Annotated in this window: 17 protein-coding genes; 1 reads left to right on the plus strand and 16 read right to left on the minus strand. The window is 36.2% G+C overall.

The window, feature by feature from the left end:
- Window positions 1–167: 167 nt before the first annotated feature.
- The 7 genes from ACE199_RS03855 to msrA form a co-directional block, all read right to left on the minus strand.
- Window positions 168–1,544: a sigma-54-dependent transcriptional regulator gene (locus tag ACE199_RS03855; RefSeq protein ID WP_375348660.1), complete on the minus strand. Its 1,377-nt coding sequence runs from the start codon at window positions 1,542–1,544 to the stop codon at window positions 168–170.
- Entirely contained in the window at window positions 1,545–3,506 is a 1,962-nt protein-coding gene (locus ACE199_RS03860) for a transporter substrate-binding domain-containing protein (RefSeq protein ID WP_375348661.1), read from the minus strand.
- Window positions 3,507–4,071: 565 nt separating this feature from the next.
- Window positions 4,072–4,398 (minus strand): hypothetical protein, encoded by a 327-nt coding sequence (locus tag ACE199_RS03865; protein ID WP_252286449.1) that lies wholly within the window; start codon window positions 4,396–4,398, stop codon window positions 4,072–4,074.
- 96 nt (window positions 4,399–4,494) lie between these two features.
- On the minus strand, window positions 4,495–5,469 hold the full coding sequence (locus ACE199_RS03870; protein WP_375348662.1) for a S66 family peptidase: 975 nt from the start codon (window positions 5,467–5,469) through the stop codon (window positions 4,495–4,497).
- A gap of 127 nt (window positions 5,470–5,596) precedes the next feature.
- Window positions 5,597–5,752, minus strand: a complete 156-nt coding sequence (locus ACE199_RS03875; protein WP_375348663.1) for a YjcZ family sporulation protein — start codon at window positions 5,750–5,752, stop codon at window positions 5,597–5,599.
- 319 nt (window positions 5,753–6,071) lie between these two features.
- Window positions 6,072–6,497: a peptide-methionine (R)-S-oxide reductase MsrB gene (gene msrB, locus ACE199_RS03880; protein WP_127761045.1), complete on the minus strand. Its 426-nt coding sequence runs from the start codon at window positions 6,495–6,497 to the stop codon at window positions 6,072–6,074.
- Complete coding sequence (msrA, locus tag ACE199_RS03885; protein WP_375348664.1) at window positions 6,494–7,030, minus strand: peptide-methionine (S)-S-oxide reductase MsrA; 537 nt, start codon at window positions 7,028–7,030, stop codon at window positions 6,494–6,496. Before msrA ends, msrB begins: the two co-directional genes overlap by 4 nt.
- 110 nt (window positions 7,031–7,140) lie before the next feature.
- On the opposite strand from msrA, the gene ACE199_RS03890 reads away from it, so the two are divergent.
- Complete coding sequence (locus ACE199_RS03890; RefSeq protein ID WP_375348665.1) at window positions 7,141–7,890, plus strand: DUF4397 domain-containing protein; 750 nt, start codon at window positions 7,141–7,143, stop codon at window positions 7,888–7,890.
- 77 nt (window positions 7,891–7,967) lie between these two features.
- Here the strand turns inward: ACE199_RS03890 and ACE199_RS03895 are convergent, their stop codons facing one another.
- The 9 genes from ACE199_RS03895 to ACE199_RS03935 form a co-directional block, all read right to left on the minus strand.
- On the minus strand, window positions 7,968–8,552 hold the full coding sequence (locus ACE199_RS03895; protein ID WP_375348666.1) for a YpmS family protein: 585 nt from the start codon (window positions 8,550–8,552) through the stop codon (window positions 7,968–7,970).
- Window positions 8,552–9,394 (minus strand): SGNH/GDSL hydrolase family protein, encoded by an 843-nt coding sequence (locus ACE199_RS03900; protein WP_375348667.1) that lies wholly within the window; start codon window positions 9,392–9,394, stop codon window positions 8,552–8,554. Before ACE199_RS03900 ends, ACE199_RS03895 begins: the two co-directional genes overlap by 1 nt.
- A 165-nt stretch (window positions 9,395–9,559) precedes the next feature.
- Entirely contained in the window at window positions 9,560–10,144 is a 585-nt protein-coding gene (locus tag ACE199_RS03905) for an SCO family protein (protein ID WP_375348668.1), read from the minus strand.
- A 28-nt stretch (window positions 10,145–10,172) separates the two neighbouring features.
- Window positions 10,173–11,015 (minus strand): DegV family protein, encoded by an 843-nt coding sequence (locus ACE199_RS03910; RefSeq protein WP_375348669.1) that lies wholly within the window; start codon window positions 11,013–11,015, stop codon window positions 10,173–10,175.
- Between the two features lie 196 nt (window positions 11,016–11,211).
- Entirely contained in the window at window positions 11,212–11,577 is a 366-nt protein-coding gene (locus tag ACE199_RS03915) for a DUF2535 family protein (protein ID WP_375348670.1), read from the minus strand.
- 429 nt (window positions 11,578–12,006) lie between these two features.
- Entirely contained in the window at window positions 12,007–12,762 is a 756-nt protein-coding gene (tatC, locus tag ACE199_RS03920) for a twin-arginine translocase subunit TatC (protein ID WP_119115615.1), read from the minus strand.
- A 90-nt stretch (window positions 12,763–12,852) separates the two neighbouring features.
- Window positions 12,853–13,035 carry a twin-arginine translocase TatA/TatE family subunit gene (locus ACE199_RS03925; protein ID WP_119115224.1) on the minus strand — a complete coding sequence of 61 codons (183 nt, stop codon included), beginning with the start codon at window positions 13,033–13,035 and terminating at the stop codon, window positions 12,853–12,855.
- A gap of 203 nt (window positions 13,036–13,238) precedes the next feature.
- A complete protein-coding gene (gene ilvA, locus ACE199_RS03930) occupies window positions 13,239–14,507 on the minus strand; it encodes a threonine ammonia-lyase IlvA (RefSeq protein ID WP_375348671.1) in 1,269 nt (422 codons plus the stop codon).
- A gap of 218 nt (window positions 14,508–14,725) precedes the next feature.
- A complete protein-coding gene (locus tag ACE199_RS03935; RefSeq protein WP_375348672.1) occupies window positions 14,726–15,211 on the minus strand; it encodes a dihydrofolate reductase in 486 nt (161 codons plus the stop codon).
- Window positions 15,212–15,233 lie beyond the last annotated feature (22 nt).

The following is a 15,233-nucleotide window of genomic DNA, read 5'->3' on the forward strand; positions in this document are numbered from 1 at the left end:
AACTGTACCTCCTTTTTAAAATAACAGCTTTTGTTTAACTATTATTAATGCAAGACTTGTGCCAACTTTAAAATAACGCTATTGTATACGTTTTCAACATAATTCAGCATATACCAAAATAAAAACAGGAAAAATCTGCCGATTTATAGGCAAATTTTTCCTGTTCACTACTTTTTCTCCTTAAGATTATAAGCATTAATTTTATCTCGTAAGCTTCTCTCGGAAATTTGAAGAACTTGTGCTGTTTTTTGTCGATGCCCTCCACAATGCTGAAGCGTTGCAGCAATCACTTCTTTCTCTACTTCCTTCATCGTCATACCAATGGGAAGTTGTAATTGATTGTCACGATTAGATGGTGTAGCAAACGCAGAGCGTTGTGTTTGAACAGAAAGCGGTAGCTCCATTTCCGTAATTTCATCATTTATCGATAACGCAACCGAATATTCGATAATATTTCCAAGTTCCCGTACATTTCCGGGATACCCATACTCTAGCAATAATTGATAAGCTGCTCTAGAAAATGTTTTCTTTGCACGGTTCATTTCCAGACAATATTTTTCCAAAAAGTGCTCAATCAGTAATGATAGGTCTTCCTTTCTTTCACGTAAAGGTGGAATAGATAAAGGAATAACATTAAGACGAAAATATAAATCTTCACGAAATTTTCCTTCCTGCACCATCTGTTCTAAATTTTTATTAGCAGCACTCACAATTCGTACATCCAATGCAATTTTTTTATTAGAACCTAAGGGGGTCAATTCACGCTCTTGAAGAACACGTAATAATTTCACTTGAAGCGGAAGCGGCATCTCACTAATTTCATCTAAAAAAAGCGTTCCTCCATTTGCCGCTACCCATTTTCCTTCTTTTCGTTGCGTAGCTCCTGTAAATGCGCCTTTTTCATATCCAAACAATTCTGATTCAAGCAGCGCTTCAGGAATCGCACCACAATTGACAATTTCAAGTGGACCATTTTTACGTTTCCCTGTATTGTGAATACTTCTAGCAACAAGCTCTTTTCCTGTGCCGCTTTCTCCTAAAATAAGTACGCTCGAATCAATATCTTTTATACGATCAATGATTGAAAAAACATGTTGCATCGCTTTACTCTTACCTAAAAATTGATTATAACCGCGCCGCTGTTCCAACTCTTCATGCAACGTTTCCACCTTACTAGATAGCTGCTTATATTCAACAGCCCTGCTCAGTAATAAATAAAGTTCCTCTATATTAATAGGCTTTTCGATATAGTAATAGGCTCCTTGTTTGATTGCCTCAATCGAAGATTCAATCGAAGCATATGCAGTCATCATAATCACTGTAGTAGACGGTACTTGTTGCTTAATTTCTTTCAAAATATCCAACCCATTTATACTGCCTATCCGCAGATCTAATAGAACAATATCAATCATATCTTGTTGAACTTTCTCTAAGCCTTCTTGTGGATTCGTTGTCGTTTGAATACAATAATCATCTTCTAATGCAAATCGAAGTGAATCACATATAGCCAATTCATCATCAATAATAAGTACAGTAGGTTTCATTTAGGAGGCCTCCTTTTGATACAGCGGTAACAATATAGTAAATGTCGATCCTTTATTTGGCTGGCTCGCGATATGCAGTTCTCCTTTATTCTCTTTTATAAGATTGTAAGTTAAAGTTAATCCTAAGCCTACGCCCTTTTCTTTGCTCGTATAAAAAGGTTCTAAAATATGATGTAATTCTTCTGAGCTCATTCCTTTTCCTGTATCGGAAATCATCACGCTGCCAATCTCGTCATTTATCTTTTTAACGGTAATCGTAATCTTCTTTTCCTCTTTCTCTGCTACAGCATCCACTGCATTTAATAGTAAATTAATCATGACTTGACGAATTTGTTGTGGATCGATATAAAAAACTAAATTATCTTCCATCTTTTTCTCAAGACTAATTTGATTTTTATCCATCGTAACTTGAATAAATGATAATAAAGAAGCCATTTCCTTTAACGTATACTTCTGTTTATTAGAAGGCCGCGGACGTGCGTATTCAACCAAATCCGTTACGATTGTATTTAATCGATTTACTTCAGAAGGTACATGTTCCGTTATCAACCTTCTAAATTCAGGGAGGTGATATTTACTTGGAAGCATATCAATAAACATTTTAATCGAAGTTAAAGGGTTGCGAATTTCGTGAGCAACTCCAGCAACAAGCTGACCAAGTGCATGCAGCTTTTCTTGCGTGAACAATTTTTGTTCTAGATTCTTCTTTTCCGTTTCATCATTCATGGACAATAAATAACCTGTCTGTTGTTCCTGAGAATTATATATTTGCAGTATGCGATAATAGATCACTTTTTTTTGACCTTGCTCATTCCATTCAAATACCTGAACACCTGATTCTTTTGAATGATAATGATCAAATAACTGTTTTAGAAGCGGCGGGTTTTGAAGACCAAAAGGTGTATCATTCGATAGGTTTAACATATGTAAAGCGCTTGCATTACAACTCGTAATCGTTAGGTCAACATTAAAGGTCACAATACCTGTATCAATATTATTTAAAATTAAGTCCTTAAAGGCGTTACTATCAGCTATAATTTGTTGTGTTTCTTGCAAATTTTCATTGAGTTGACGAAGCTTGCTCGTTTGTATATGTACAGCTGCTTTCAATCTCTGATTCCACATATAAATGACGAATAGAACAAGAGCTACAATAATCAATCCGCTCATTAACAAATAAATAAAGGTTTCTAGCCTAGCGATTTCCGTTAAATCCTTTGGCACCGTCCATTTATTCATAAGCTTATTAAGCTCTCCTTTTGCCTCTAGCATAGTAATACTTTGGTTAAAAGCAAGTAACAAAGAATTATTTCCCTCTTGTACAACTACAGCATAATCTGAACTATTCATGACATCATCTAGAATAATAAAGGACTCTTCTTTTCCTAATTCCTTCAAATAAGCAGTTGCTGTCCACTTATTTCCTATAAAAATATCCGCTCTTCCCTCAATCAAACTCTGAAGAGCTGTATACTGATTGTCCTCCAATAATACATTAGTGGTTCTCATATTTAAAATGTTTTCATACATAGATGTATGACCCTCTACTACAATTTGACGATTTTCTAAATCTTCAAGCCCTTTAATTTGATTTTTCCTTTCTTTCGAAATTACAATAGAGTCGGACATTGTAAAATAGGAAGTAGAAAAATCAAATTTCCAATCTTTATCAGGCCTGTACACCATACCTGCAATCGCATCAACCTTGCCTTCCTCTAGAGCTTTTTCAGCATCTTCTATATTCATAGGAATATATTCAAAAGAAAGCCCATGCTGTTCCGCTATTTCCCCCATTAAATCAATGCTCATTCCCTTTAGTATTCCATCTTCATCGATATATGAGAAAGGAGGCAATTTTGGTTCCGCTGCAATTTTATACACTTTCTCTTCTGCAAATCCTGATGAGATACTGCCTATTCCTTGCAAAAAAATAGCTAATAAAAAAAGAAATACTATTTTCAATACATAATTTCTAATCCCCGCTCTCTCCTTTCTGTTTTAATGATTGGGCTCTGTTATAAGATGTTGTTTAACAAAGCCTATTAAAAAAATCTAATAGATTCTCTTCATCAAAATATCTATGACTAGATGGAAGTGTATGACATTTGATTACGGTTGTTTAAGCAATGCCTAAATATTTAGCAACTTCGCCTAAACATAGTTGTCTACCGAAAACAAAAAACACTTTTTTTGTTAATTATTGTAATATTATAACATTGAAAGGCGGTTTTCCATAATTTCGAAATAATTTTAATAGATTTTTATAAACCGTTATAACTTCCTATATAATATAAATCCAGAATAATAAATTCCACTTTATGAAAATTTTCACAGAAAAATATCAGTTTGGCTCATAAATGTAATAAACTTGCTTGGAATACAGAGTTGTTCTTACAAACAAAAAACGGCTTGTAGCCTACACTTATTTCATTATTGACAATAATGAAATAAGCAAGCTACAAGCCGCTCTGCATATTCATGAAGTATGTTCACCATTATAAAGTTTGAAACAGTCTTTATACAGCAATTATTCTTCAGTCAATTTGTTTTCACGAACAGTGCTTAAAAACTGCTCATCTTTTAAAACAGCCAATACTTTTTTATAAAAAGTAGGTTGATCAATGACAGCTGTATGTACATATTCATACTCTTTTAAAGATGCATGACGCAACACTTTTGGAAGGCATGATAAGCAAACGTTTTTCGTACCTAATTTGTAATAATTCATATTTGTTTCATCGCCATTAGAAGTATCTTGTTGACATACAAAACAAGTATGAGTCACTCGACCTTTTTTATTGTATTCCGCCAAAGCTTTTTCTAAACGTTTCGACGCAGGAACTGTTAATAACACATAATCACCTTTTCTAATTTAAAATCTCTTTGTATTATAGCAGAAAAACCTAACAATAGGACAGTAAGCTTTTCATTACCTAATTATTCCTACTATTTAAGCAAATACTTTTACAATTGCGGAACCACTTTTAACAGATAATGAGACTTTAGCCCCAATTGGAATCGTAGCAAACGGAGTAGTATGTCCAAAATTTGCATTAGCAATTACCGGAATACCCTTTAATTCTTGTTTCGTTGCAATGATCTCATGAAGTGCATAATCCGTCATACCGGATTCTTTTTGAAAACGCCCAATAATAATCCCTTTGATTCCTGCAGCACCCGGTTGATGCAGCAAGGATTGTAAATCGCGATCAAAGCTAAATGGATGGCTTTCCTCATCATCTTCAATAAAGAGAATACGATTTTCTAATGATGGCATATATTCCGTACCTTGCAGAAGATTAATTGTACATAAGTTCCCACCGATTATGGAGCCTTCTGCTTCTCCTTCTTGAATGATCATGTAGCCGTGATTTGGATAAAAATTACGATCTTCTTGTTCAAGATGCCAAGAATCATCGCTCCATGTTTCACTTTGCTTTAACTCGAAATCGTCGTCTTCCATGACTGCCTTTTTAAAATAATCCATCGTATAGTCAAGGCCTACTCGCATGCCAAATGAAGAGAAATAAGGGCCCACATAAGTCGTTAAACCTGTCTTCTCATAAATAGCAAGCAAGATTGCTGTAATATCACTATACCCACAAATCACTTTTGGATTAGATTTAATTAAATCATAATCTAAATACCTAAGCAATTGATTTGCATTATAGCCACCGATTCCTGCAAAAATCCCTTTTACATTCGGGTCTTTAAAGGCCGCATGTAAATCTGCCACACGGTCTTCGATAGAATTGGAGAAAAAATCATCATGCACGAGTGCTGTATCTCCATATGTAACTCGAAATCCAAGTTCTGTTAATCGTTCCTCAGCCAGCTTTCGTTGATCTCCTTTCACAATCGCTAGACTGCGAGAAGGGGCTATCACACGAACTTCATCCCCAGCTTGTAAACGTGAAGGTTTCATTTCTTTTTCCTCCCTAGTAAATCACATCATTACGTTATTGTAGCAGAAAGCGCTTATCTGAACAAATCATATAGGAAAATAAAAAAGCAATAGAAAACCAGCCTTCAAGGCTGGTTTTAGTTTTACCTTAGCAGCAAGTAAATGAAGCTCCGATGATAATTAATAGAATAAATAAAACGACGATTAACGCGAATCCGCCGCCAAAACCACAACCAACACCACCATAACCGTATCCACCGCAGCCGCCGTATCCACCATATCCATATCCTCCGTACATAAACATTTCACTCCTATCCTTTTTTCGAATTCACTGTACACCTTACAATATGTAATATCGCCCGCCTCGGTCTGTGCAAACGCCCATTTTTTTTATTTTCCTGCGCTGATTGAAAAAGTCCCCTGTACAAAACGAATAAAAAAACGCCCTTTAAGTAACAGAACGATTAAGCTTCCAGATACACTTTCTTTACAAATCTGATACCAAAACTGTTTTAAAAATATAGCTAAACATGTCCGCTGCATAAAGAAAAGAAGGTCATGAACGATGACCTTCTTTTCTTTATGCAATATAGTCAATTTCCTTACCGGTGCCCTCTTTTATCTCACTCAAAATACTTTTTATAAGAGCCGTACCCTTCTTTCTCTAAATCAGCAACGGGAATAAATTTAAGTGCTGCTGAATTAATACAATATCTCAAACCTCTTGGTCCAGGTCCATCAGGGAACACATGTCCAAGATGAGAATCAGCCGTTTTCGAACGTACTTCTACGCGGCGCATTCCGTAGCTTGTATCCAACCTCTCCTCAACTTCTTCTTCCTCAATTGGTTTTGTAAAGCTTGGCCAGCCGCAACCAGAATCGTATTTATCTTTTGACGTAAACAATGGCTTTCCGGAAACGATATCTACATACAGTCCTTCTTCTTTTACATTCCAATATTCATTATGAAAAGCCGGTTCTGTGCCATTATTTTGTGTCACTTCATACTGCATTGGTGTTAATCTTTTCTTCAAATCTTCTTGATTCATTTTTTATCCCTCCAATATCGCTCTTGAAATGCTTTACGACCAGATCCGATTTGATAAGCCTGATATCTTTGCGGTTCCTTTTTATAATAATGCTGATGATATTCCTCCGCTGGATAAAATTCTTTTGCTGGCAAAATCGGTGTAACAATCGGCAATGAGAAACGTCCGCTTTCATTCAAGCGCTCTTTTGAAGCTTGTGCAATACGTCGTTGTTCCTCAGTATGATAAAAAATAGCTGTTTGATATGATGAACCACGATCATAAAATTGACCGCCTGCATCCGTTGGATCAATTTGCTGCCAAAACAGTTCCACTAGTCTTTCATATGGAAAAACAGCTGGATCATATGTAATTTGCACAGCTTCATAGTGTCCTGTCGTTTCACTACATACTTCTTGATAGGTCGGACTTTCCGTTGTGCCCCCGGTATACCCAGATAAGACAGAAACAATTCCAGGCTGCTCATCAAATGGCTTTACCATACACCAAAAACAACCTCCTGCAAACGTCGCCTGCTCCAAATTTTCTTCCATTTTATTGTCCTCCATCCTTTAAACATTCCCTATAGTCCGAAACTAGACACCTGCCCAAGCATCTTGCCATATGCTAATAGCATGATGAGCAAAACTAAGAGGTGATTGGCATGAACTATGAATCCCACAATCATTACTTACAAAAGGCTGCGAAATACGATCTCTTATCTCACTTTTATAAATATAGTAACCCAAAGCTTCATGATTATTATTATCATAAGCATTTGCAAAGTATTACAAAAGTAATACCACTCATACATGTTAGACAAACGAAAAAGTTTGCACACCTTCGACTGTTTCATGTCTCTCCCAATATACCTGCTGTTGATGTATATGTAAATGAAATGCGGATTCTACAAAACTTCTCTTACAAAAACGCGAGTGACTATTTGTCCTTGCCAGCCGGAACGTATCAAATTGATATATATCCTGAGGGAACAACAACCTCCACCATTGCTAGCCAAAAGCTAAAACTAGAAGCCAATCAATATTATACGGGGGCAATTGCCAAAAGACCAAAAGAAGTAAAACTTGTTACGATAAAAGATTCCCCAGCTGTCCCTAGTGGTGAAGCAGCATTTCGCTTTGTTCATCTAGCCTCTGATATCGAAGCAGTAGACATTGCTGTGAAAAACGGTGATATTGTTTTCGATCAACTTACACCCGAACACGCAAGCTCATACTTACCTGTCTATCCTATCAAAGTCGATCTTGAAATTCGACCAACTGGAACAAAGGAGCTCATTCGTTCCTTGCCAAAGACTCACTTTCTAGTCAATCAAGCCACATCTTTCTATATTGTCAGCACAAATACAAATAATGAAACGACTGAATTAGCAGTCATCTCTCTTACACCTTAGAACACTCTCTTTATCCGTAAACCCCAAGCTACCTATCGTTTCACCATAACAAAAAACCGGGATATCCCGGTTTTTTGTTATGGCTGAACAGAAGGCACTGTCAATAAAAATGAAATATCATTGTGTTCTAAATCAAATTTTTTGGCCTTTACACGTACATCGCTTTTCAATTTCATTTCTTGTAGAGAGACATAAACCCTTTGCTCCTTCGGCTGAATGGTAACCCAATCAGGCGTTTTATAACGCTTATTAATAAAGTTCATTACATAGGATACAGGAAGGTTCATCTCACCAACAGAAATGGACTCTTGCTTGAGAACCAAATCGCCATTTTCTTGAGCGATCGGCTTAAACGTTAATTTCAAATCTACTTCACGATTAAAGAAAGGCATCTTGCCATATAATTCAACTTCATCGGTTAAATATACTTCATAATGAAATCCTCCAGTTAGCCCTTCCTTATCTAAATATTGATTGATTAATTGATTCAAATCATCTCGTGTTGTGTGTACTTGAAATTGAATATCCTCTTCCTTACTTGACGTATTGCTAATCTCTTCACCTTTAATCGGCCAATTAATTAAAATCAACATAAAGCTAATGACAAGGATATTACAGGCTAATAAAACAATAAATAACTTTTTCCATTTCTCACCTGTCATTATTGTGGTTCATCCCCTCTAATGCTTGCTGCTTCTAGGGTCTCTCTTCCCAATGTGGCAACTTCCATATTGTTATATATTCTCGTCGCAATTAATTCATAACCGCGGTCGTTTGGATGAAAGTAATCCTCCGTATAAAGCAAATCTTCTGTTGTATTTTGAAAAATGTCTTCTATCGAAATAAAGTAAGCCGAATCATACTTAGATACAATTTTTTCACCACTATTATTCCAATCGGCAATAATCATATCAAGCTCATATAAATCTGCAAATATCTTCGTATATGGATTATACACTCCAACTAAATATATTTGTGCTGACTTATTATACGTCCGTATTTTATCAAGAATTTTCCTCAAACGATCTTCATAACCGATTTTAGCGGTTTCAAACTGCTCCATTTCTAAATTGGTGAAATTTTGTTTAAATACTTTCATAATATCATTCCCACCAATCGTTACGACAATGGAATCAGCCTGCTCAATATGTTCACGAATCTCTTTTTTATCCAATCGCTTCAACAATTGATCCGTTCGGTTACCTCGTACACCATAATTGACCATCTCTACAGCTGTAATAGTCGGCTCTTTTTCTAACTTCTTTTTTAGATAGGGTAAGTAGCCTCCATTATCTTTGCTATCTCCAACCCCTTGTGTTAATGAATCACCTACCGACACAATTTGAATCGGATCAGGGAAAAACCGTGAAGGAATCTCTTGCTTCTTACTTAATTCCGTCAGATGCTGGTACTGTTCCAAAGGTTGCGTTGAGACCGTTTGACTTTGACTGCATCCACTGATTAAGAATAGACAGATAAGAAGACAGGTGATGGTATATTTCATCGCTCTCACCTTCCTTTAAAATATTATATCATGAAAAAAACGGGATTTTATAAAGAAAAAACCTTGTTTTAAAATGAAAAATTTTTGTATAACTTTAGCTTTTACTAGGCTTTTTCAAAACATGCTTCTAAACATAAAAAAAAACAGGTCCGCATGTGGACCTGTTTAACGACTTTGTACTATTTTAATATGCTGTATAATATCTTCAAACGGAATGTCCTCAAGACCTGTATACTCTTGAACAATTTTCCCCTCTTGATTCAGTAAATAAAAAGACGTGCCATGAATAACTTGATCCTCACCTTTTGGTTTTACTGCTAATGTCCCAAAGCCAGTCTTCGCAAATTGAATAATCTCATCTTGTTGATACCCCGTTAAGAAGTGCCAATTTGAATAATCTACACCGAATTGATCAGCGTACTTTTTTAACACATCTGGCTTATCTACTTCTGGATCAACGGAAAAAGAAACAAATTCAACATCCTTTATGCCCTCGTCCTTGAGCATCTTCTGCAGCTTGACCATATTGGATGTCATCGGAAAACAAACCGTCTCACACGATGTAAAAATAAAATCAGCCATCCATACTTTCCCTTTTAAATCACTTTTCTCCAGACTCTTTCCTTCTTGAGTTGTAAAACTGAAATCCTCAATATCTCGATTCTGTTCATTTGGTATTTCATTAGAGCTACAGGCTGATAACGTCAACAAAACTATGACCAGCATAATAAATAGTTGCTGTTTCCTCATCTTTTCTCCGCCCTTTCAGCTTGTCTAATCAATCCCAATAATACATAATGGCTAATGCACCTTCCCCAGCATGGGTACTAATGACCGGAGTTGTGTCGTCCATCGTAATAGTCTGAAGCCCAGTCAATTCCATAACCGCTTTTCCAATTTTATCGCCAAGCTCCCTATTATTTGCGTGGGCAATCCCAATTCCCGTCAGTTGCTTCCCTTCCATATCTTGTTTAAATTGATTCACGACGTACTTCACAATTTGTGAATGACTTCTTGCCTTTGAAACCGGATGAAGTACACCGTCTTCTAAAACAGCTATCGGTTTAATATTTAACAAAGAACCGATTAAGCCTGTCATCTTGCCAATTCGTCCGCCTTTAATTAAGTTTTCCAGCGTATCAATACTAATCGTTAATCTCGTATTATTGCGAATCGTCTCCAAACGTTCGATAATCTCCGCTACTGATTTACCCTCTTTAGCCATTTTTGCTGCTTCAATTACCTGAAACCCTAACGCTTTTGAAATAAATCTCGAATCAATAACCGTTACCTTCGCATCTGTCATACTTGCAGCACTTTCCGCTGAGCGTACTGTCCCGCTCATACCACCAGTCATATGAATCGAAATAATTTCACTCCCATCTGCTCCTAATTCATCATATATTTGAGCAAATGTACCAACAGCTGGCTGAGAACTCTTTGGTAATTCTCTTGATTTTCTCATTCGGGCTAGAAATTCATTGGATTCTATTTCCACTTTATCTAAAAACGTTTCTCCATCAATAGAAATAGATAGTGGAACCATTGTAATCTCATACTTCTCTAATTCTTCTAATGTCATATCTGTTGTTGAATCTGTTACTATTTTTACTTTTTTCATTAAAACACATCCTAGTTCACATTTCTGTCTAGACCATTCAAATCAATCACTAGCATGTAGATTCTATCTATTAAGCCTATTCATTTTTTCTATGATAACGATTACAAAACACATGTAAAGACTGTCCATCCCCAGTTATAAAAGAACCTTTGCTTAGGCTCTTCTAAACCACTGACTGTGAATAGACAGTCCTTGTTTAAGCATTATTAATCAAATCCTCAGCGAAAAGCTTACGATAAACCGGCCACTTTAGAACGGTTGCTAAATACTGTTTGAAGGGATATATTACTATACTTTCATTCTTCTTAAAAACTTGCTCTGTGAAAACCTTTAACCTGATATATACCATAAAATAATTAGGATTGTTAGGTAATAAAACTGGTATATCCGTAATCATCACCTTTTGTCCAAGATAATTTTTGAACTCTAGGGATTTAAGCAACAAACTATCAATCCTCTTTTTTATCCGATTGTCTTCATTATACACAAAATAAATAAAAGGATGAAATATTGTGTATTTAAATATAGAAGAAATCAATTTAGCACTTCCAACTCCATGCACCCCAAGATACTAAGAATGTTGGAAAATTGATTAGAGCAGTCTCCTCGCTTATGAATCTAGGGGGACAATCAATTGATAGACATCCCCCTTTATCCCACACTTAACGGGCAGTAAGCCCCCCACCTCAAGCTTATGAGAAAACAAAGAAGATAGGTGGGAGACAACTGCCCTCATCTAGTTGCGGCTCCTAGCCCCTCGAGGTCATAAGCTGTAATGCTTGTCGGGGCTGAACAGTCGCCTCGCTTTTGTAGTAAAGGTCCGATTGGTGAAATACAGTGAAAATTACCTTTGCGATTTTCAAAGGTAAACTTTCACCAATCAGGTTCGTACGGTCACTTGATTGAAGCGAAGCGGAAATCTTAGTGACCGTAGAACGTGACTAACCATCAGTGGGGATGAAGAAAACCCCCCACTAATGGAAGTTTCACTTTATTGCACATCTTCTCCCTGACTATATTCTGCTTCAGCCGCTGCTTCCCTTTTTTGACGCCGCTTAAAGACAATTTTAGACAGCGATATACTAATTTCATATAGAAGTAACAACGGTACAATCACAACGAAGTCTGACATAAAATCTGGAGGGGTTATACAAACAGCAATGACCACAAGAACAAAATAAGCATATTTTCTAATTTTATGAAGCACATAAGGATTTAAAATTCCGATAGAGGTTAAAAACATAATGACAACAGGGAGCTCAAATAATACAGCAAAAGGAATAGTCATGTGAAAAACAAACTTAAAATACTTCTCAGCCGTGAAGTTCGTTAAAAACATGTCTCCACCTAAATCAAGTAAGAACTGATAAATCATCGGAAAAATAATAAAGTATCCGAATGCAAGTCCCGCTACAAACAATATAAATAAAGCTGGTATGTAAGCTAATGTTGCCTTTATTTCATGCGGCCGTAAAGCTGGTTTAACAAAGAGCCATATTTGCAATGCTAGAATTGGAATCGTCGCTGCTACAGCAATCACTGATGCGAGCATGAAGTAAATCCAAATAATCTCACTCGGTCCTAACACCATTAAGGTAACATCTAACCCCTTCACAAACCACTTATAAACATCTTCAACAAATATAAAGCCAATAATAAAAAAAAGAAAAAAACTAACGACAACAATAATTAATCGTTTTCGCAACTCATCAAGATGTTCAATGACATTGAGTTCTTTATCTTCCAACATCCATCACGCCTTTTTTTGAAAAATCCAATAATGTTTCGTCAACAAAAAGGCGCAAGACAACTCTATCTTACGCCTTCATCCATCTGTTTATTTAGTCGTTTTCTTCTCGTGATCTTCGAAGTCGTCACTCGTTAATTCGCGCGTTGATTTTTTAAATTCCCGTAACGTTTGTCCAAACGCACGCCCAATTTCAGGAAGCTTCTTAGGACCAAAAACTATTAACGCTAACAGTATGATTAAGATTAAACCAGGTACTCCAATATTCGGCATGGATACATCCCCTTTAATGTTGACATCAACTTATAGCCATTATAATACTTTTTAGTTTTAAAGAAAAGCAATCTCCATTTCCATTTAAAAATGATATCTATTCAAAATAACTTGTATTAAATCTATTTTCCAACCCAGTTCATGTGAATGATAATCATATGAAACGAGCTAAAAACCGTTTAATAAATACTAGTTAACCGCTTCTAAATTAAAAGGTGGAATAAATTGCTATCTTTATTCACTTCCACAAATGTAAAGCCTTTTTTATTCATACGATCAATCAATCCAGCATAGTCGTTTTTATATTTTAATTCGATACCAACTAATGCCGGGCCGCTTTCTTTATTATTCTTCTTCGTATATTCAAAACGGCTAATATCATCGTTTGGTCCTAATACTTCATCTAGAAACTCTCTTAAAGCTCCAGCACGTTGTGGGAAGTTAACGATGAAGTAATATAACAATCCTTCATATAACAGCGATTTCTCTTTAATTTCTTGCATTCTGCCGATATCATTATTTCCACCGCTAATCATACAAACGACTGTTTTCCCTTTAATTTGATCTTTATATAAATCGAGCGCCGCTACCGAAATCGCTCCGGCCGGTTCAGCAACAATCGCATGCTCGTTATATAAATCAAGAATGGTTGTACAAATTTTCCCTTCTGGTACAGGAATAATGTCTTCTAAATTTTCATGACAAATTTCATACGTCTTTTGCCCAACACATTTCACAGCGGCGCCATCAACAAACGTATCAATCTTCTCGAGCTCTGTAACCTCTCCCTTTTCAAAGGAATATTTCATCGAAGCGGCTCCTAATGGCTCAACTCCAATACATTTCGTCTCTGGAGAAACGGATTTGAAATAGGTGGATAAACCAGCCATTAATCCGCCGCCGCCAATTGCAGCAAACACATAATCAATTTTCTCATCACAGTCATTAAGAATTTCCACGGCCGCTGTCCCTTGTCCTGCAATCACCAGTTCATCATCAAATGGGTGGATAAAAGTCCGCCCCTCATCCTTCGCACAAATCATCGCATTAGCAAACGAGTCATCAAACGTATCTCCAACTAACACAATTTCAATGTTATCTCTCCCAAATAATTGAACTTGATCGACCTTTTGTCTCGGAGTAGTAGCAGGCATAAAGATTTTTCCATTGATGCCTAAATGGTTACATGCAAACGCTACACCTTGTGCGTGATTCCCAGCACTTGCACATACGACTCCATTTTGCGTTTCTTCCTCTGTTAATGTACTCATCTTATAGTAAGCCCCGCGTAATTTGAAGGAACGTACATGCTGTAGATCTTCTCTTTTTAAATACACATTACAATTATATTTCTCAGATAACCGTGCATTTTTTTGCAAAGGAGTGTGAGCAACGATTTCTTTCAAATCTCGATAAGCAATTAGAATATCTTCCAATTGAATTCCCCTTTTCATAGATGCTGTCTGACTCATAACAATTCCTCATATCCTTTCCCTTTTAATAATCCAATATTTAATCTAATAATTATAACACTTTCACCAGAGGATGTAACTGACTTTTCGAAAAATTCTTTATTTAACAATTAGATTAAACCTCTATCTAACATGAGATAACAGACAGTCAACAGCATTCTATAATATAATTTAATAAAACTGATGATCGAACGACAATCACCAGTTTTATTCCAGGTTTATCTTCTTTCTAGTACAACAAAGCGATGAGCGTATACATTTTTCTCGTCAACGATTCCTGGTGTAGAGGAACGTGTAATCCACTCATTTTCATCTAAACTCGGAAAATACGTATCCCCTTCAAAGCTCGCCTCAATTTCGGTAATATATATTCGATCGGTAACAGGTAAAATCTCTTTAAAAATCTCCGCTCCACCAATAACAAAAACCTCTTGCTCACTTTGATCAGCATATTGCTTAATCTCATCGATAGTATGCAATATCGTACAATCCGAATTCGTATAAGATTGGTTACGTGTAACGATAATATTTTCACGACCAGGCAGCACCCGGCCGATTGATTCAAACGTTTTACGCCCCATAATAATCGGCTTTCCCATTGTCACTTTTTTAAAATATTGAAGATCAGCCGGCAAATACCATGGCAATTGATTGTTCTTTCCGATGACCCGATTTTGATCCATCGCAACAATTAATGAAATCATACGCTTACTTCTCCTTTAATAT

Source organism: Peribacillus sp. Hz7 (genome assembly GCF_042136355.1).
GTDB classification, from domain to species: domain Bacteria; phylum Bacillota; class Bacilli; order Bacillales; family DSM-1321; genus Peribacillus; species Peribacillus asahii_A.

What these genes read in the sequence shown, in the direction of transcription:
- ACE199_RS03855 (WP_375348660.1), bottom strand. Translation starts at nt 1,544, where the DNA reads ATGAAACCTACTGTACTTATTATTGATGATGAATTGGCTATATGTGAT.
- ACE199_RS03870 (WP_375348662.1), bottom strand. Translation starts at nt 5,469, where the DNA reads ATGAAACCTTCACGTTTACAAGCTGGGGATGAAGTTCGTGTGATAGCC.
- ACE199_RS03875 (WP_375348663.1), bottom strand. Translation starts at nt 5,752, where the DNA reads ATGTTTATGTACGGAGGATATGGATATGGTGGATACGGCGGCTGCGGT.
- msrB (WP_127761045.1), bottom strand. Translation starts at nt 6,497, where the DNA reads ATGAATCAAGAAGATTTGAAGAAAAGATTAACACCAATGCAGTATGAA.
- msrA (WP_375348664.1), bottom strand. Translation starts at nt 7,030, where the DNA reads ATGGAAGAAAATTTGGAGCAGGCGACGTTTGCAGGAGGTTGTTTTTGG.
- ACE199_RS03890 (WP_375348665.1), top strand. Translation starts at nt 7,141, where the DNA reads ATGAACTATGAATCCCACAATCATTACTTACAAAAGGCTGCGAAATAC.
- ACE199_RS03895 (WP_375348666.1), bottom strand. Translation starts at nt 8,552, where the DNA reads ATGACAGGTGAGAAATGGAAAAAGTTATTTATTGTTTTATTAGCCTGT.
- ACE199_RS03900 (WP_375348667.1), bottom strand. Translation starts at nt 9,394, where the DNA reads ATGAAATATACCATCACCTGTCTTCTTATCTGTCTATTCTTAATCAGT.
- ACE199_RS03905 (WP_375348668.1), bottom strand. Translation starts at nt 10,144, where the DNA reads ATGAGGAAACAGCAACTATTTATTATGCTGGTCATAGTTTTGTTGACG.
- ACE199_RS03910 (WP_375348669.1), bottom strand. Translation starts at nt 11,015, where the DNA reads ATGAAAAAAGTAAAAATAGTAACAGATTCAACAACAGATATGACATTA.
- ACE199_RS03925 (WP_119115224.1), bottom strand. Translation starts at nt 13,035, where the DNA reads ATGCCGAATATTGGAGTACCTGGTTTAATCTTAATCATACTGTTAGCG.
- ilvA (WP_375348671.1), bottom strand. Translation starts at nt 14,507, where the DNA reads ATGAGTCAGACAGCATCTATGAAAAGGGGAATTCAATTGGAAGATATT.
- ACE199_RS03935 (WP_375348672.1), bottom strand. Translation starts at nt 15,211, where the DNA reads ATGATTTCATTAATTGTTGCGATGGATCAAAATCGGGTCATCGGAAAG.